At 56.8% G+C, this 15,993-nt stretch carries 19 protein-coding genes and 1 riboswitch; of the genes, 10 read left to right on the top strand and 9 right to left on the bottom strand.

Going from position 1 to position 15,993, the window contains the following annotated elements; genetic code table 11:
- Window positions 1-123: 123 nt before the first annotated feature.
- Window positions 124-1,374, bottom strand: a complete 1,251-nt coding sequence (locus ACR0D9_RS18475) for an MFS transporter (protein ID WP_480539778.1) — start codon at window positions 1,372-1,374, stop codon at window positions 124-126.
- Window positions 1,361-2,389: a lysylphosphatidylglycerol synthase domain-containing protein gene (locus ACR0D9_RS18470; RefSeq protein WP_170634689.1), complete on the bottom strand. Its 1,029-nt coding sequence runs from the start codon at window positions 2,387-2,389 to the stop codon at window positions 1,361-1,363. The genes ACR0D9_RS18475 and ACR0D9_RS18470 overlap by 14 nt, the downstream gene beginning before the upstream one ends.
- An 89-nt stretch (window positions 2,390-2,478) precedes the next feature.
- On the opposite strand from ACR0D9_RS18470, the gene ACR0D9_RS18465 reads away from it, so the two are divergent.
- The gene (locus ACR0D9_RS18465) at window positions 2,479-2,892 is read left to right on the top strand and encodes a heavy metal-responsive transcriptional regulator (protein ID WP_170634687.1); all 414 of its coding nucleotides are present in this window, start codon (window positions 2,479-2,481) and stop codon (window positions 2,890-2,892) included.
- A gap of 284 nt (window positions 2,893-3,176) precedes the next feature.
- Entirely contained in the window at window positions 3,177-3,653 is a 477-nt protein-coding gene (locus ACR0D9_RS18460) for a DUF411 domain-containing protein (RefSeq protein WP_170634686.1), read from the top strand.
- A 211-nt stretch (window positions 3,654-3,864) separates the two neighbouring features.
- Here ACR0D9_RS18460 and ACR0D9_RS18455 read toward each other — a convergent pair whose 3' ends face one another.
- Both ACR0D9_RS18455 and ACR0D9_RS18450 read right to left on the bottom strand, forming a co-directional pair.
- Window positions 3,865-4,083, bottom strand: a complete 219-nt coding sequence (locus ACR0D9_RS18455) for a GDCCVxC domain-containing (seleno)protein (protein ID WP_247748072.1) — start codon at window positions 4,081-4,083, stop codon at window positions 3,865-3,867.
- 4 nt (window positions 4,084-4,087) lie between these two features.
- A complete protein-coding gene (locus tag ACR0D9_RS18450; protein WP_170634684.1) occupies window positions 4,088-4,411 on the bottom strand; it encodes a hypothetical protein in 324 nt (107 codons plus the stop codon).
- A 145-nt stretch (window positions 4,412-4,556) separates the two neighbouring features.
- On the opposite strand from ACR0D9_RS18450, the gene ACR0D9_RS18445 reads away from it, so the two are divergent.
- From ACR0D9_RS18445 to ACR0D9_RS18415, 7 genes are all read left to right on the top strand, one after another.
- A complete protein-coding gene (locus ACR0D9_RS18445) occupies window positions 4,557-4,973 on the top strand; it encodes a MerR family transcriptional regulator (protein ID WP_170634682.1) in 417 nt (138 codons plus the stop codon).
- Between the two features lie 348 nt (window positions 4,974-5,321).
- Window positions 5,322-5,945: a transglutaminase-like cysteine peptidase gene (locus tag ACR0D9_RS18440; RefSeq protein ID WP_247748073.1), complete on the top strand. Its 624-nt coding sequence runs from the start codon at window positions 5,322-5,324 to the stop codon at window positions 5,943-5,945.
- A gap of 1,145 nt (window positions 5,946-7,090) precedes the next feature.
- Complete coding sequence (locus ACR0D9_RS18435; RefSeq protein WP_170634680.1) at window positions 7,091-7,426, top strand: DUF1636 family protein; 336 nt, start codon at window positions 7,091-7,093, stop codon at window positions 7,424-7,426.
- Window positions 7,427-7,607: 181 nt separating this feature from the next.
- A riboswitch (cobalamin riboswitch) is annotated at window positions 7,608-7,823 on the top strand.
- 34 nt (window positions 7,824-7,857) lie between these two features.
- On the top strand, window positions 7,858-8,028 hold the full coding sequence (locus ACR0D9_RS18430; protein WP_170481539.1) for a CbtB domain-containing protein: 171 nt from the start codon (window positions 7,858-7,860) through the stop codon (window positions 8,026-8,028).
- A gap of 4 nt (window positions 8,029-8,032) precedes the next feature.
- A complete protein-coding gene (locus ACR0D9_RS18425) occupies window positions 8,033-8,731 on the top strand; it encodes a CbtA family protein (RefSeq protein WP_170634742.1) in 699 nt (232 codons plus the stop codon).
- A gap of 64 nt (window positions 8,732-8,795) precedes the next feature.
- The gene (locus ACR0D9_RS18420; RefSeq protein WP_170634678.1) at window positions 8,796-9,299 is read left to right on the top strand and encodes a hypothetical protein; all 504 of its coding nucleotides are present in this window, start codon (window positions 8,796-8,798) and stop codon (window positions 9,297-9,299) included.
- A 397-nt stretch (window positions 9,300-9,696) separates the two neighbouring features.
- Entirely contained in the window at window positions 9,697-10,359 is a 663-nt protein-coding gene (locus ACR0D9_RS18415; protein WP_170634676.1) for a L,D-transpeptidase, read from the top strand.
- Window positions 10,360-10,400: 41 nt separating this feature from the next.
- Here ACR0D9_RS18415 and ACR0D9_RS18410 read toward each other — a convergent pair whose 3' ends face one another.
- Window positions 10,401-10,673 (bottom strand): hypothetical protein, encoded by a 273-nt coding sequence (locus tag ACR0D9_RS18410; protein ID WP_209251491.1) that lies wholly within the window; start codon window positions 10,671-10,673, stop codon window positions 10,401-10,403.
- 189 nt (window positions 10,674-10,862) lie between these two features.
- On the opposite strand from ACR0D9_RS18410, the gene ACR0D9_RS18405 reads away from it, so the two are divergent.
- Complete coding sequence (locus ACR0D9_RS18405; protein ID WP_209251492.1) at window positions 10,863-13,196, top strand: heavy metal translocating P-type ATPase; 2,334 nt, start codon at window positions 10,863-10,865, stop codon at window positions 13,194-13,196.
- Window positions 13,197-13,248: 52 nt separating this feature from the next.
- On the opposite strand, the gene ACR0D9_RS18400 is transcribed toward ACR0D9_RS18405, so the two are convergent.
- The 4 genes from ACR0D9_RS18400 to ACR0D9_RS18385 all read right to left on the bottom strand — a co-directional run bounded on the left by ACR0D9_RS18400 (window position 13,249) and on the right by ACR0D9_RS18385 (window position 15,982).
- Entirely contained in the window at window positions 13,249-13,413 is a 165-nt protein-coding gene (locus ACR0D9_RS18400) for a hypothetical protein (RefSeq protein WP_170481525.1), read from the bottom strand.
- 99 nt (window positions 13,414-13,512) lie between these two features.
- Window positions 13,513-14,880 (bottom strand): M23 family metallopeptidase, encoded by a 1,368-nt coding sequence (locus tag ACR0D9_RS18395; RefSeq protein WP_209251493.1) that lies wholly within the window; start codon window positions 14,878-14,880, stop codon window positions 13,513-13,515.
- Window positions 14,877-15,503, bottom strand: a complete 627-nt coding sequence (locus tag ACR0D9_RS18390) for an SCO family protein (protein WP_209251494.1) — start codon at window positions 15,501-15,503, stop codon at window positions 14,877-14,879. Before ACR0D9_RS18390 ends, ACR0D9_RS18395 begins: the two co-directional genes overlap by 4 nt.
- Entirely contained in the window at window positions 15,503-15,982 is a 480-nt protein-coding gene (locus ACR0D9_RS18385; RefSeq protein ID WP_209251495.1) for a copper chaperone PCu(A)C, read from the bottom strand. The genes ACR0D9_RS18390 and ACR0D9_RS18385 overlap by 1 nt, the downstream gene beginning before the upstream one ends.
- Between the last annotated feature and the right edge of the window lie 11 nt (window positions 15,983-15,993).

Genomic DNA, 15,993 nt, shown 5'->3' with positions numbered 1-15,993 from the left:
TAATCGCTGCGCTCAACGTTTTCTGCTTCGCCCATGTTTAGACATGCCATCTTGCCTTTTGACAGGATCGCATCTGAATTGCGGGTTGAGAGGAAACGCTTTGGTCCTGAACAAGGTGCTATTTCAACCCCGTGTCAGCCGCGCGGCGATCGCGACCTGTCCCAGCGCGGCCAGGATCGCAGCGATGAACACGGCTTCGATGGCGATCATGCTGACCACCACACCGCCCACAAGCGGCGCCAGCGCCGCCGGGGCCGCAAAGCTGTTGAACCACGCGGAATAGGCCGGGCGGCGGTCGTCGGGCGAGATCTCCAGCAAATAGCCGAGATAGCCGATGGTCACCCCGTTCATCATCGCGCCGATCAGGAAGAACAGCACCGCGAAACCGGTCAGCCCCGAACCCGTGACCACAAGCAGCAAAACCAGCACCGGAGGTCCGAGACGCACCAGTGCCACTATCCCCAGCAGGCGCAATTTGCCCGCCTGGTCTCCGATGTGGCCCCAGAGCGGATTCGAGGCCAGCGCGCCGACAGTCTGCGCCGCCAACAGCGTTCCGACATCCGCCGCCCCGAGGCCGCTGCGGCTGGCGGCAACGACATAGAACGGCAACGCCATCAGCGTCGCTGCACCAAGCCATTGGAAGATCAGGAACAGCCGGAACCGGTGGTCCTGCCGCAGCGTCGAGAAACCTTCGCGCAGAAATCCAGGCAGATTGGCAGGACGGTCCCGTGGCGCCCTTGCAGCGGTAGCGGCCTCACCCGCGGAGACAAAAAGCGTCGCAGAGACGATCATCAGCACCGCGCCGAGCCAGAATATCAGCGCATAGGCCCTGAGCGGCGGCATCACGTCGAGCGCGAGTCGCAGAACGCCCGCCACCAGAACCGCCAGAACACCGCCGCCGAAAAAGCGCCAGGCCAACATCCGGCTGCGGCGCTCGGACGGGATCGCCCGGCCGACGATGTCGTTGTAGGGCACCGCGACCACGCCGCTGGCAAAGGCATAGACCGTCCACAATCCCAGCATCCCGAGCGCCAGCGGAACCGGAGGCCAATCGACCTGAGGCCAGTCGGCCCCCCACCACAGAAGAATACCAATCATCGCGACCGTGATCGCCCGCCCATAGGCACCAAGGGCGTAGAACGGCATCCGCCGATCGGTGCGCTCGGCGAGGTAGCCCACCGCGAACTGGGGCAGCAGCCAGCCAAGACGCAGGACCGTGCTGGCATAGCCCACGGCCAGCGCGCTACCGGTCAGCATATGCACCAGACTGGCCACTACCGTCGCGCTGTCCACCGCCGCCGACCCGCCCTGAAACACCGCACCAGCACCGGCGATCCGCCAAAATCTCGTGTCTTCGGGATTACGCCTTGCCATTCGCCGCCTCTGCCTCCGCCCGGGCGCGGCGGATGTCGATGCCGCTCTGCCACAACACCGTCAGGCCGATCCCGACCACCAGAAGGATCGTCAGCACATAGTTGAACAGGATCATCAGAAGGGCGGTTTCGTCCGGAACGCCAAGCACCTTGAGCGCGAACCCCGCCCCAAAGACAAAGCTCGCCGGGATGCGCACGAAACGACCCAGAACCATGGCGAACCCGGCAAACACCATCAGGAACAGGTAATCCCACGCGCTCAGCACCACGCCAACCGCCAGCCCGGCCCACAGGAAATGGGTTGTCGCCACCAGCTTACCCGCAATGGCTGCGGCAATGGCGGCGATGCGGCGGGCCCGTGCCTGTGGCCAGACAATCCCTTCACCGAGCGCGGTGCGCAGATACGCGCCATCGGCCCCGATGCGGGCGGCAGCCCAGTCGAAGAGTCGGCAGACCAGAGGGTCTTCGCTCAGAAGTGACGCGCGGAACCGGAACAGAACCCAAAGCAGGCTGCCGAAAAGCATCAGGTTCAACAGGCCCGCAACGCTCAATCCCAGCCGCAGGTCACCCTCGATCTGTGGAATCTGGCCGGCGGCGGCCACCGCTCCGGCAAAAAGGGCGAAAACGACGCCGTCGAGGAACCGGGCGATGATCGCGGTTGCAAGCACGGTCGCCATCTTCAAGCGGTCGAGCCGGGCAACCAGCCAGGCCCGGACCAGCGGGCTGATGCCGAGCGGGACAAGGACATTTGCGCCATAACCTGCCAGTAGCGCCCCCGTCAGCCGCAGGGTGCCGACCGGTTTCACGTCGAACAGGATCTGCCGCCACTTCCAGCCGCTCATCAGCTGCTCCAGCAGGATGGTGGCGGCAAGAATCGCGATCCAGAACATGTTGGCTCCGCGCAGGCCCTGCAGAAACAGCGCAAAATCGAGGCTGCCGTAGAGCGCAAACACCAGATAGAGCGCCAGGGCGGAGCCGAATATCGGCAGCAGCCACCGTTTCAGGAAGATCCGCATATGACATCCTCGCAAGCACCAAGACCCCAATGTTTTAACCTCCGTATCATGATACGGTGTCAAGATGCCGGTGAAGGAGGGAGACCGCGATGCAACCACTTAAGATCGGCCAGGCCGCGCGCGAGACCGGGATAGGCGTCGAGACGATCCGATTTTATGAAAGGAAGGGCCTTGTCACTCAGCCGCCGCGCCCAATTGACGGCGGCGCGCGGGACTATGGTGGTGACACGCTTTGGCGGCTGAAATTCATATCCGGCGCTAAGAAGCTCGGATTTTCGCTGGCAGAAATCGCGGAAATTCTGGAGTTGCGCACGGTACCAAATACCGAGTGCGTCGCGATGCAGGCCAGAGCGCGCAAAAAGCGGGACGAAATTCAGGAACGGATCGACGGGCTTGTACGGTTGAGGAACAATCTGGACGAGCTGATAGCGGCGTGTCCGGGGCGTGGTGGAATTCAGAACTGTTCGATCGTGGGTGCCATAGAACGCAGCAGTGAGAAATAGGCGCAATTCCGGCCTTGATCGGAGGGTAGCGGAGTTGCTTGCGAACCGGGTTATTGCCAAGCAAGACCCAGAGTGGCTGGTGCAGCGAAAAAAGGAGAGCGAGGGTTCCGTCTCCGAGCAGAGTTTGCGCCAGATCATTGTGAGAAATCCCTCCGTCGCCCAGAAAGCCATATCTGATGAGTATCCGAGGGTAACGAATATGGCAGTCTCGTATCTGCGATCCGCATTCAACCCTGCCGGTGCGCTTTCACATCGGTTCAAGACAAGTTTTCCCCGGAGGGAACATGACGACGAATAACCTGAGCCGCCGCCGCGTGATGCAAGGAGCCGCGGCCCTTGCGGGAAGCGCGGCGCTTCCCGCCTTCGCGAAAACCGACCGTTTCATCCATGTCCTGAAGGATCCGAATTGCGGATGCTGCGGCTCGTGGATCAAAATCATGCGGGCGGAAGGCTTTGAATTAAGCGTGGAAAACAGTGCCTGGGAGGCCTTGAACGCTTACAAAACCGCCAACGGTATTCCAGAGGGCATGATGTCATGCCACACGGGCCGCGCGGAGGGCTACATGATCGAAGGACACGTCCCGCCCGCTGACATCCGGCGCCTGCTGGGCGAACACCCGGATGCTGTCGGACTGTCGGTTCCCGGAATGCCGTTCGGCTCGCCAGGCATGGGGCCGGAAAGCGAACGCGAAGCCTTTGACGTCTTCCTGATCCGCAAGGATGGAACCACAGAGGTGTTTGCCAGCTACCCGGCCGTATGAAGTCCCGACGGCGCTGGCAAGATCCTGAAAAACACGGCGCTCGCTTGTTCTGCCCGGTTTACGTGACATTCTTCACGGCAAACCAGTTGATCCGTGACTTCACGCCTGCCTTGTCCTACCGGGCAAGTTCCAGCCTACGGTGAAAAAATACCTGCGTCCGCCAAGCCTGATGACCGGCTTTGCGGACAAAACCGACATCCCGGTCGCCGTATCAACCGCAGCATTTGTCGCCCGCCTGAATTGGCGGGCATGGGGCCGATCCGTAGGAACAGTAGACGCAGCAATCGCCGGGAAGTGGCTTCAGGACTTTTCCGCAAGATGTGCATTCGTAGAACCACTGGCACGCATCTGTTGGCATCGTTTCAGGTCTTGAATGTCCACATTCCGGGCAGATGATCGTGCTGACAAGGTTCGGGCGTTCTTCACTCATGGCGTCACATTAAGGTTATCAGGAAATCATTTATTCGGATTTCGTTGAGTACGATAACCCAAGCGATGGTCGTTAACGCAAAACTGCCTGTCAGCCACCATTTGAGGCGGTCGAGTGAACCATGGCGGTACGCGACGATGCCAGAGAGAAACAGCAGGGCCGTCGAACCGCCGAGCACGTAATAACTCGCGGCGGCAATCTTGCCAAATACGGCCAGCCAGCCCCCTCCCAAGCCAAGTAAAATCAAGGCCATCGGCAAGATGCAGCAGGTCGCAACGCCAAATGCGGTAAACGATCCAAGAAAACTCGCCCCTACAAACTTGCTCATAGTCTGCTTTCTCCGACTTTGACGATCTTGAGCGGAAGCCGGTTCGGCTTCCTCGATTTTTGCTTCGTGCGGTTTGCGAAATTCGACATCATGACCGACAATATGCATCCTGTAGTGGCTACAGGTTCAAGGGAAAGGTCATCACATGATTGCGATTGGCGAAGTGGCGAGATTGACCGGCCTGTCGGTCGAGACGATCCGCTACTACGAACGGGAAGGCATAGTCGAGAAAACCGGTCGAACCGCCTCGGGGCGCCGCGCTTACACGGAACGGGAAATATCCGAGCTCAGATTCATCAAACGCTGCCGCGATCTTGGCTTCACTATTCAGGATGCATGCGCACTTCGCGAATTGTCCAAAGCGCCGGAGCAAGCCTGTCGTGACGCCGAAGACGTCGCAACAAAACATCTCGACAAGGTCAGGTCAAAGATCGCCGCTCTCCAACGGCTGGAGCAAGCATTGGTAGAACTTGTGCAGACCTGTACTGAAGGAGCAGCATGCCCCCTGCTAACGGCGTTGCTCAACGAGCCTGTCGTCAAAGATGTCATTAGCGGTCACTAATTGCAGCGCCCGGAAAAACCGAAACTGCCTGTCTCAGTTTGGGGAGGAGCGGCTTCATTGTCCCAGTATTTCGTAACCTTAAGCGATGACGGCCGATCTGTGTTGTATTTTTGTTGAATGAGAGAATTGCGATCAGCTTACCCTCTAGTTCGCGCTGTTAGCTATGCCGGACTGGTGATGGCGTGGATGCTCTGATGCTGTCAACTAAGGAAGAAATACCAAAGAATCTGCAAATTTTTGCCGCTTTACCCCTAGAGGCTAAGAAGCAGTTGCAATGCCTCAAGGCACATGAAGGCTTGGAATAAAATACATTGGCCCCGGAAGTTTGGATACCTTCGAGGAACGAGCATGGAGAAGGCAGATATGACAAATCCCACGTTAGTTCAGAGAATGTTATCGAAAAACCTGCTGGGTTATCTCCCAATGATCTGTTTTATATGCAGCTTTTTTGTGTCTGCCGCTACATTACAAGCCTCTGAGCTTCCCTCGATCGGTCTTGACAGAAAGATTGAAGCGCCATCCGGTGCCAAAACACTATGCAAAGATTACTCTTGGGCGTGCGCGAGCGCTCGTAGTTCTGGTCTGTCCGTGGCACAAGAAAATCAGATCGTTAAAACGATCAACACGCGCGTCAATCGGAGAATCCGTGCCGTTTCGGATCAAAGCCAATACGGGACAAAGGAATACTGGACACTGCCGACGCAAGGGTCAGGAGATTGCGAAGACTTCGCTTTGCAAAAGAAGTTTGAACTTGTGCAGAACGGTGTGGATCCTACGAAGCTACTAATCGCGACCGTCTTGGACACCAATCGCAATGGCCATGCTGTTCTAGTCTATCGCTCGAGTGAAGGCGATTTGGTTCTGGACAATGTTACCAACAGGATCAAAACGTGGAAGGAAACAAGGTATCTTTTCCTACGAATACAGGACCCGATTCACCCTGATCGTTGGGTACAGGTTTCTAGCGGCTAAACCATTGGGTAGACATTGGTTGCCTCTCGCAATTGATGTCACGACCTGCATTGTTCTGGGCGCATAGTTGAGTTTCGATGCTCAGTCCGACTCGTCCATCTGCTTGTGTTTGCACCATTGCGTGTGAACGAATTCGATCCGCGCGCCAGATATCTCGGAGGTGTCGTATTGGCCTACTGTTGGGATTCCGCAAGCCATACACGTAGACAATGGGCGCGTTTCCGCAGCGAAACCTTCCATTTGACCCGCTCAGATTGGAGTATCTCCGTCAAGTAAAGGCCACCGGGTCGAGCGCGTTACGGCGAAGATATCGAACGCCTGATTAGGACGACCATGGAGGCCGTTCATCTACTTTAGGGAAGAACGCAATTATCCCCCAAGGATAAGGGGAAATGCGACGGCTCCGGCACTGCGTCGATGACATTGGAGGAGTTCGAAGACTGGCTGCACCCGGAGATATGCCGTTATCACAACACCCATCACACCGGGTTGCGGCGAGAACCGATGGCGGCATGGGCGATCCTCGGTTGTAGTGACGCAGACAGAAAAGTTGTTAATGCCGAGGCGTTTCGCATCAGCGTACTTCCTTTTGAATGTCGTCGGTTGTCGCTACGCATTCAGTCCCATGATCGGTCGTGGTAACCGAAAGGTAACCATCAAGCACGAACCCCGCTATATGTCCCGGATCTAGACTGTAATTGACGATAGAACGAACCTAGTTACGCGCAACAAGAACCTGTCGCGTCTCGGAATTCGCCTTGGGAGGCGCGGTGCGCGCGGACCTGAAAATAGGCGTGTCATGGCGAGCCGATCCCGGAGGCAATGCTGTTTCAGATTATTGAAGAACAAAGATGTTTCGCGTGAGCTGTTTCCACTTCATCGCCTACCACCTGCTTCAGCTCAGTCTCACGTAGAAACTTAAAAATTTTTTCGTCTGATGGTTGCTTCTTCGCCCTGCCAAATCCCCGTCTCGCACTCGGTGTATTTGCAAAGTTTTCGAGGGCTAGGGCTCATGTGTCCTTCCTGCCTGAGTATGGACTCTTTTCCAGACTTAGAGTCAAAACACGTATTGAAACTGAGCTAACAACCGACCAGCAAATATGAAATCTCAGATGGAAGTTCTCGATCAAGGATCAGCCTGACGCATGTGCCTACCTAACCTCACGCTTTGCAGAACCTGCCGCGACGCGGATTCCACCCTTTATGATCAATTAGCCGCAACGCTGGAGGCATCGGGGGTGCAAGCCGAGTTGCAGCAAGTGGATTGCATGTCCGGTTGTCACCGACCACAGACGTTGGCGGTGCGACAAAGCGGCAAGACCGCCTATCTTTTCGGTGAGGTTACGGTTGTCGATCTTCCGGACATAATGATCTTCATGCGGATGTATGAGGACAGTACTGACGGCGACTTCGCTGACGCCAGGAAGCTAGGTAAGCTACGTTTCAAGGCGATTGCACGTATACCGGCACAAAAAAGATAGCCAACATGCAACTTGCCGACCAAAGCTCCGGTGTCGAGTTTTCAGCTTACAGTTTGTGTTTTTCGACTTAGCCTTCTGCACTGAACGGCTAAAATCTAAACCAAGCCTGCCATTACCTAAGATTGACCGCTGCAGAATACTATGATGTCGCTTTCGTACTTGACGGAACAAAGCACTATGGAACAATAAAGGCTTCTACGGTGTCCAAAGGTGCCTACGCACTGGGACTGAAACGGGAATGAGGACGGTGCACCAAACTACCGCACTGAAGCCTTGACCGCCCCCGCGACTGTGAGCGGCGAGCGGCCTTCCAATACCACTGGCGTAATGGCGCTGGGAAGGGGGAAGTCTGCTGTGACCTGCGAGTCAGGAGACCGGCCGTAGGATGGACACAACATATGCCGTCGGGTGTGACGGCGAGGAGGATTAAAATGACGACAAAAACGATCAAGGCATCCGCCGCTGGCGCATCCTTTCTGCCTGCAGTATTCGCCGTGGTTCTGGGTCTAGGGATCATTACCGTGACTGGCCATGTTCAGGCTTCTGGCCTGCATGACGCGGCTCATGATGTGCGCCACGCAACTGGCTTCCCCTGCCACTAAAACAATGTTCAGTCGTATTCTGACCAGCGGCTTGTTCGCTGGTGCAGCAGCGGGGCTGATTGCCGCCCTTCTGCAGTTGTATTTCGTGCAGCCAGTGCTACTTCACGCCGAGCTCTATGAGGGCGGCGACCTGGTGCATTTTGGCGCTGATCCCGTAACTGCGCATCCCGACCTGCCCGGCATGTTCGCCGAGCCGATGCGCGATGGTCTCAGCATTATCTTCACCATGCTTACCTACACCGGCTATGCGCTAGTCCTGGCGGCGCTGATGTCAGTAGCCGAACGTCAGGGGCATGAGATCAACGGCCGCACCGGCCTGCTTTGGGGTCTTGCGGGCTTTGTCGCCTTCCACTTTGCTCCTGGCTTGTCACTGGCTCCAGAAGTTCCCGGCGTAGCGGCAGCAGATGTGGGAGTGCGTCAGATCTGGTGGACGGTCACCGTTGCCGCAGCCGGCGTAGCCATGTGGCTGATTGCCTTTGGAGGTAACCTGGTAAGCTACCTGATTGCGGCCGTGCTGCTAATGGTACCGCATATTATCGGGGCCCCTGAGCCTGAGAGTTTCTCTGGGCCGGTTCCGACCGAGATCGGGGCGCTTTTTGCTGCCCGGGCCTTCGGCATCGGCATGGCCGCCTGGGCACTCTTAGGCAGTTTCACCGGCCACTTCTGGCAGACAGAAGGCAAGCGCGCAGGCGCTGCAGTCTGATCGCGCTCCTCCATTGCTACCCCGCTGGTTACACCGGCGGGTTTTTTTTATTGAGGATGACAAGATGTCCCGTTCTCTTGCTCTCTTTGCCATCGGACTTGTCTTTGGCGGCGGTGCTGGCTTTGTGATTGCCGCCAGCAGCGGTAGCACCTTTGAGAGCCATGACCATACTGACCCGGCCCAACACGGCGGCAACATGGAGATGGCAGCGCACGACCACTCCGCTGCCACTAATCTGCCTGCCGACAGCGACGCCCCCAGTGTGGCGATCCAGATGATTAAGGATCCTATGGCGGGCTGGAATCTGCGTGTGACACCGCAGAACTTTCGCTTTGCTCCGGAAAATGCCTCCACGGCTGACGTTCCAGGCGAAGGTCACGCGCATGTTTATATCAACGGCGAAAAGCTGGGCCGCCTTTATGCCAATTGGTTACACCTTCCGTCGCTCCCCGATGGCGATGTTGAAGTAAAAGTTTCTCTCAATGGCAACAGCCACAGCCCTCTGATGGTTGAGGGTGTGCCCGTGGAGGCCAAAGTGACCGTGCAGCCTGACGGCGATGACTCCTGATTGACATTCCTGGCTGAGAAGACAACTACGCGGATTCAGCGGGTCTAAGCGGCAAGTACAGCGTGCGCGCGGGTTTTTGCCGCTCTGTATCCAAGGACAGATAAGCTGTTGCAAAGCCGCGCCGAATTCCCGTCTTGTTCCTTTGGCTTGCATCGTCGGAAACCGAAAACATGAAGCAACTACAATGGGCATTTCGGTTCTTTCCATTGCTTTTTTGACCCAGTCCAAAGCAAACTCGATCAAATCAGAGTTCACGCCACCGCGCACCTGATCGACTGGATAAACTAAGCGTTACCTGAAACCTCTTGAAGCTCTAGCTGCTAGAGGCTTTAAGACTCGAATTTGATCGTGAAAATGCGATGCAAATACATTGAACTTGTGAACCAGGCTGAGATCTATGCTGACAAGGCGCTATTTCATTCAATCAACCACTGCGCTGTTTTCCGCGTCTGCGGCCAGTCCATTGATCGCCAAAACATGGCCAACCTCGTCGCAAAAGACCTATTGGGACAGCCAGGTCACGCCATTTGATTACGATCCAGCGACCTCAAATCCATGGGGCGTTCATGACCGTTTTTTACCACGACGTGTCGTAGCAAATGATGGTTTGGTTCCTGGTGACATCCATGTCGATGCGGTCGCGCGCTATCTTTACCATATCGAGGAAGGCGGGACCGCAATGCGCTATGGCGTTGCGATCGCGCGAGGGAACCTTTACGAGCCCGGAACCTATGCTATCCGGCGCAAGGTCGAGTGGCCACATTGGACGCCAACGGCTTCAATGATCGAGCGCAACCCCGAATACGCGGAATTTCGGGATGGTATGGAACCCGGGCCAAGTAATGCTCTCGGCTCTCGAGCCCTTTATCTATACGTTGGAAATCGAGATACATATCTCAGAATTCACGGCACGCCTCAGCCTAGAAGCATCGGTGGTCGCGCAAGTTCTGGATGTGTTAGAATGATCATGGCCCATATCAATGATCTCTACCCACATGTAAGAATCGGCTCGACCGCATATTTATACTCGGCCGAAGATAGCGTCACAGCCCGCTCATAAATTTTGGGCAGCGTAGGTGGACGTCGTCGCCCTCTTTTTTATCAGGCGTCTCGCGCGGCGCAGATCGGAGCGCCATTCGTCGCGCGCAATGGTACCAATGTCGTCTCGACAGGTCCGCTGTGCTCATACCAGAAGCAATTGTCTTCTGGCAAAAGGCGTGCCGTGGCCAGATCCTGCCCCGGCCCTGCCAGCGCAACGACTGAATCTGGCACGTTGCCTGGTTCAAGTGCTTTGCTTTTGGCCCCAGTGAACTGGGCTGAGCAACCGGCAGTAATCGAGACTAACGTGATGGTAATTGCGATCCGTTTCTGCATTGACCTGTTCCAGAATTTTTTGCGTCCTCTGCGACTAGATTGCATCCACGCGACCAGCCCGCAAGAAGGAATGGAGTGTCGGTATCACGCGCAAGGAACCCGGATGCTAAAAAATTCAGAAAGGTATTGAAGCTCTAGTTACTGTAGGAACTACTTACAAAGGACCATAGAGATTCTTGAGGTCCGATCATGTCATCCGATACCCATAGCCACGACCATGGCCACGAAAACAAACATGGTCACCACGCATGCAGTAGTGGCGGGTGTGGCGCCATCGCCCCCGCCGGTCCAATTCCTGACGGCGGTAGAAGCTTTCAGGTCTCTGGCCTCGATTGCGCCGAAGAGGTTGTGATCCTGAACCGGGTTATCGGCCCGAAAGTTGGTGGTGAAGAGCATCTCGCTTTTGATGTCATCAACAGTCGAATGACGCTTCTTGAAAGTGCTGCCAAGCTTTCTGACGAAGACGTCATGCTGCTGGTTGCCTGCACCGGTATGAACGCCAAACCTTGGGATGACGGAAATGCCGCCCTGGATCAGGCGGCGCATATTGCGCGTCAGCGACGGTTCACCACACTCAGCGGAGGTTTTTGGGCGGCAGGCTTTGGCTGGCACATCTTCGAAACAGGCATGGGCGGAGCGCTTGGACTGTTTTCGGGACATGGTGAGGTTCCGATGCCTTTGCCCGAGGCCACTTTGTTCGCGGTCGCGATCTTGTTTGGCGTCTGGCTGGTGGCCCCCAAGGCCTGGTCTTCGGCGCAGCGCCTTTCGCCGGATATGAACCTTTTGATGGTTGTTGCCGTCGCTGGTGCCATCGGTCTGGGTGAGTTTTTTGAAGCGGCAACTGTAGCATTTTTCTTTTCGCTCTCTCTTTATCTGGAAAGCTGGAGTGTCGGACGGGCTCGCAACGCAGTATCCGCGCTGCTTGATCTGGCCCCCCCGACGGTTCGGCTGGTTCGTGCTGACGGCTCAGAGGCAACGGTCCCGGCGGCGGATGTCTTTGTCGGCGACAGCTTCATCGTTCGGGGTGGGGATCGCATTCCACTTGACGGGGAAGTCATCGAAGGGGCCGGTGCCGTTGACCAGGCTCCAATCACAGGTGAAAGCGCACTGATCCCCAAAGAGCTGGGTGATGAGGTCTACGCCGGCACAATCAATGGTGAAGGCACCCTCAAAATACGTGCGACGAAAACAGCGTCCGATACCGTGCTTGCCAAGATCATCCGGATGGTCGGTGATGCTCATGCGCGCCGTGCGCCGGTTGAGCAGTGGGTAACAAAATTTGCGCGGATCTATACGCCCATCGTTATGGTCGTTGCAGTGGCCATCGCCCTGATCCCACCGCTTGCATTTGGCGCATCGTGGGGCTTTTGGTTTTACAATGCACTTGTTCTTCTGGTTATCGCCTGCCCCTGTGCACTCGTCATTTCCACGCCGGTTTCAATCGTTGCGGCTTTGACCGCTTCGGCCCGGGCCGGGGTTCTGATTAAGGGCGGTGCATATATCGAAGCCCCCGGGCGCACTACCGCACTGGCCATGGACAAGACCGGCACGATCACCATGGGCGAGCCTGAAGTGGCCAATGTCTATCCGCTGGGCGGCGCATCCGAGCGGGAACTGTTGGCAAGCGCTGCCAGCCTTGAGGTTCGATCTTCACACCCGTTGGCCCGCGCCATTCTCACCAGGGCAGAACAGACCGACATTTCGATATCTGCGGCTGAAGATATCCGAACCGTTCCCGGTCGGGGTCTTGAGGGCCGCACCGAGCGCGGAAATATCTGGCTTGGCTCTGACCGCTTCGCTGTAGAGAAGGGCTTTGGCGCGTCCATTCCTGCCGAATTGAGCAACCAGATCGAGAGCGCGGGAAGCACACTTGTGGTTGTCGGGGATGAGAACGGAGTCACCGGTTTGCTTGAGCTGCGGGACCGCATTCGCCCCGAAGCCAAGAACATCGTTGCCCGGCTTCACGCGCAGGGCGTGAAGTCAATCATCATGCTGACAGGTGACAACGAACAAACCGCGAGAGCGGTAGCAGCCGAAGTCGGCATCGACGAAGTCCGGGCCCAGCTTCTGCCGGAAGACAAGGTCGCTGCGATCGAAGAACTGGCAGAGCAACACGAGATGGTTGCGATGATCGGCGATGGCGTCAACGATGCACCTGCGATGGCTCGGGCACATTATGCGGTCGCGATGGGTGCAGTTGGGTCCGACGCTGCTATTGAGACCGCAGATATTGCTCTAATGACCGACGACATCGGTAAAGTACCCTGGCTGATCGACCATTCACGTCGAACCATGTCGATCATCCGTCAGAACATCGGCTTCTCACTTGCGACCAAAGCATTGTTTGTGACTCTGACGGGTTTTGGGCTGGCATCCATGTGGGGTGCAATCGCCGCGGATGTCGGAGTGTCCTTGCTGGTCGTGGCCAATGCCTTACGGCTTCTGAAAGCTCCGGAAGATCACACCGCCCAGACTGCGGCAAATACCCTTGGCTCGCACGGAACAGGCGCTGCGACCACATAAGAGTGGAAGCCGGACTTCAAGGTGTCCGGCTTTCGCCTCGCTTACTGGCGCGTTACATCAGGCGCACAACTGCGATCGAAAGAAAGAACGCCACCAGGCCAAAAGCGATGGCATATCCTGTAGCGTATTGAAGAATATCAAGGCTGTTGCCATTCCGGCGCTTTGCCAGGACCCCACCCCAAACGGCGCCAACCAAGGCCCCCGCGATTGCCATCATCTTACATCCTCTGATTTGGTTCTTCTGCAGTGCAGTTCGCTTCAGGTGCGCATACCCGCTAACTGATAGCCGCGCACCTGAAGCCGTTTTAAGAAACTCTCACGAACTAGATTCGCTTTTTTTGGCGACGGTATTGCCCAGCTGTTCCTCAAGCTGTGCCCGAGCATTTCTTAAGCGTTTTCGCGCTGCTTCGCTTTCAACCTCGTTGTTCGCAGCGGCAGCAAGTCGGTCGTCAGAAAGCGGGTCCGTTGGGCGCCCGTCAACCAATACTTCATAATGAAGATTGGGGCCGGTCGCGGTGCCGCTCGACCCGACACGGCCAACCATCTCGCCAGCCTCCACGCGCTGACCTTTGGCCAGACCATCGGCGGTTGCGCTAAGATGCGTATATCGCGTGACCGTATCCGATCCATGAGCGATTTCCACCACACGCCCATACCCCCCGCGCCAACCAACATAGGATACCCGGCCCGGAGCTGTCGCATGTACCGGCGTGCCGCGTGCAGCAGCAAAATCGACACCTGTATGCATCCGCACATTGCCGTAGACCGGGTGTTTTCGCCGACCAAAGACTGAACTCAGGCGCGCGCCTTCGACGGGTTGGGCAAAGACACGAAGAAGTTCACCATCAACATAGATCGTGGCGCGACCGTTGTCGTCGTCTGGCCATGCTATTTCGTAAAGCCGATCATCAACTTCCAGCGCCGCAAAAATGAGCTCGGACTGGCCCACCCTCTCGCCATCGATGCTCTTTTCGCGCCAGAGAAGACGGAGAGCTTCACCACCTGTCAGGTCCCTCCGAAAATCCACTGTCCCGCTCAGCATCTGAGCGAGATCCACCGCAAAACGAACCGGGATCTTTGCGCTACTCAGCGCATTTGAAATCGAAGTTTCGATCTCTGTTTTGCGGGCCAGAATGACAGTGTCGGGTTCCGGTGAGACCACGCGCGTGGACAACGTCTCGCTAAGTGTCACTTCAATTCTCACGCCATCTTCCACGGCGAGCTCCACACTCCACAGTTGATCCGCTGCCGTTGCAACGACTGTTATCGAGTGACCCGGCCGCAAGCGCCGCAAGTCGTATTCAGCGCCAAGTGCAAGTGCGATTTCGGCGCGATCGGTTGCGTCGATCCCCGCGTCAGACAGCATACTGTCGAGTGTGTCACCCACTGCAAGCTCGCGCGTCCATGTTCGTGAAGGTGGTTCAACAGGTGGCAAAGGTTCCTCTGCCTGAATGGGTTCCGGCTGAGCAGGTCGAAACGAAACGGGGCTTGGAGCGAGTTCTGCCGATGGTACATTCAGCAACGGAGCCGATGTGATCTGCGGTTCCGCAGGAAGTTTGGGCAGCTGAAAGACCGTGGGCGCAGGCGCCGTCATTTCAGACCTGTTCGAGGCAATGAACATGATCGAAGCAATCGAGACGCTGCTGATCGCGATCGCCGAGGTTGCTAGAAACCGTGCGTTCATGATGTTGTATCCGCTCCACTTTTCAAAGCGCGGCGGATCTTGGGTACAGCGAACTCTCTCTGCTCATGATAGTCGATGGTGCTGACAAATTCGCCTGTGGGGTTAAACAGAAAAACACTTGCGGTGTGGTTCATTGTGTAGTCGCCATCTTCCAGTGGAACTTTTTCATAATTGGCGCGAAAGTCGTCTGCGGCTTGCGCGATTTGGTCCGAAACGCCGACCCAACCGCGAATAGCCGGATGAAAGTAGCTGACATAATCGGCCATGGCATCGACCGTGTCCCTTTCAGAGTCTACGGTTATAAACACGACGTTCAACTCGTCCGCGTCATTGCCCAGATCATCCAGCCAGAGGGAAATATCCGAAAGAGTCGTCGGGCAAACATCCGGGCAGTAGGTAAAGCCGAAGAACACCATTGTTGCACGTCCGACCAGCGATTGCGGGGTGACGGTGATCCCTTCGTGATCAACCATGCGAAAGTTCATGTCCGACAACGCAAGGGGGCGAAGGCGATCGGATTGAGCCGCTCCCGGCCCATCCACTTGCCACCATCCGGCAAAGAGCGTCAGGCCGATTGCTCCAAGTCCAGCAGACCCGAATGTGAGAACGCGTCGCCGCTGCATCAGCTCTCGGGGCCTCGCGCCGCGATGCCAAATATCGGCACGTTGACGGTCTTTTCTGCGCCATCAGCAAAGATAAGAGTCAGCGTAAAGCGCTCGCCTTCGATCATAGGGCGTTGCAGCCGCATGAGCATTGCGTGGAGCCCGCCCGGCTCAAGCGCTACGAAACCACCCGGCGCAATTTCCAGCTCGCCAGCGGGTGCCATGGAACTGACGCCCTCTGCATTGGTCGATGTCTGATGGATCTCGGGCATCCTCGCAAGATCGGTGCGGATAGACGTCAGCGTGACGGCCTCATTGCCGGTGTTGCGGATCGTCATGTAAGCGACCCCAGGTCGGTTGGAGCCAATAGAAGCGCGCGACCAGGCATCTTCAACGACAACATCGTTGCCCCCTGCCAGAACCGGTGCCGAGAGAATGGCCGTCAGACCGAATGCACTCAGTACACCTGCCAGAAGAGTATTTTTTGCAGTGAGTCTCATAGTACCTCTCG

The organism is Ruegeria sp. AK11, from assembly GCF_056541095.1.
Note: the sequence above shows the minus strand (reverse complement) of the source record. Positions and strands in the feature narration are given on the sequence as shown.

Bases quoted from the DNA above. Each gene is read 5' to 3' on its own strand.
- ACR0D9_RS18400 (WP_170481525.1), bottom strand. From the start codon at position 13,413: ATGATGGCAATCGCGGGGGCCTTGGTTGGCGCCGTTTGGGGTGGGGTC.
- ACR0D9_RS18385 (WP_209251495.1), bottom strand. From the start codon at position 15,982: ATGAGACTCACTGCAAAAAATACTCTTCTGGCAGGTGTACTGAGTGCA.
- ACR0D9_RS18390 (WP_209251494.1), bottom strand. From the start codon at position 15,503: ATGCAGCGGCGACGCGTTCTCACATTCGGGTCTGCTGGACTTGGAGCA.
- ACR0D9_RS18450 (WP_170634684.1), bottom strand. From the start codon at position 4,411: ATGAGCAAGTTTGTAGGGGCGAGTTTTCTTGGATCGTTTACCGCATTT.
- ACR0D9_RS18465 (WP_170634687.1), top strand. From the start codon at position 2,479: ATGCAACCACTTAAGATCGGCCAGGCCGCGCGCGAGACCGGGATAGGC.
- ACR0D9_RS18455 (WP_247748072.1), bottom strand. From the start codon at position 4,083: ATGAGTGAAGAACGCCCGAACCTTGTCAGCACGATCATCTGCCCGGAA.
- ACR0D9_RS18395 (WP_209251493.1), bottom strand. From the start codon at position 14,880: ATGAACGCACGGTTTCTAGCAACCTCGGCGATCGCGATCAGCAGCGTC.
- ACR0D9_RS18435 (WP_170634680.1), top strand. From the start codon at position 7,091: ATGTGCCTACCTAACCTCACGCTTTGCAGAACCTGCCGCGACGCGGAT.
- ACR0D9_RS18405 (WP_209251492.1), top strand. From the start codon at position 10,863: ATGTCATCCGATACCCATAGCCACGACCATGGCCACGAAAACAAACAT.
- ACR0D9_RS18470 (WP_170634689.1), bottom strand. From the start codon at position 2,389: ATGCGGATCTTCCTGAAACGGTGGCTGCTGCCGATATTCGGCTCCGCC.
- ACR0D9_RS18460 (WP_170634686.1), top strand. From the start codon at position 3,177: ATGACGACGAATAACCTGAGCCGCCGCCGCGTGATGCAAGGAGCCGCG.
- ACR0D9_RS18420 (WP_170634678.1), top strand. From the start codon at position 8,796: ATGTCCCGTTCTCTTGCTCTCTTTGCCATCGGACTTGTCTTTGGCGGC.
- ACR0D9_RS18445 (WP_170634682.1), top strand. From the start codon at position 4,557: ATGATTGCGATTGGCGAAGTGGCGAGATTGACCGGCCTGTCGGTCGAG.
- ACR0D9_RS18425 (WP_170634742.1), top strand. From the start codon at position 8,033: ATGTTCAGTCGTATTCTGACCAGCGGCTTGTTCGCTGGTGCAGCAGCG.
- ACR0D9_RS18415 (WP_170634676.1), top strand. From the start codon at position 9,697: ATGCTGACAAGGCGCTATTTCATTCAATCAACCACTGCGCTGTTTTCC.
- ACR0D9_RS18410 (WP_209251491.1), bottom strand. From the start codon at position 10,673: ATGCAGAAACGGATCGCAATTACCATCACGTTAGTCTCGATTACTGCC.
- ACR0D9_RS18430 (WP_170481539.1), top strand. From the start codon at position 7,858: ATGACGACAAAAACGATCAAGGCATCCGCCGCTGGCGCATCCTTTCTG.
- ACR0D9_RS18440 (WP_247748073.1), top strand. From the start codon at position 5,322: ATGGAGAAGGCAGATATGACAAATCCCACGTTAGTTCAGAGAATGTTA.
- ACR0D9_RS18475 (WP_480539778.1), bottom strand. From the start codon at position 1,374: ATGGCAAGGCGTAATCCCGAAGACACGAGATTTTGGCGGATCGCCGGT.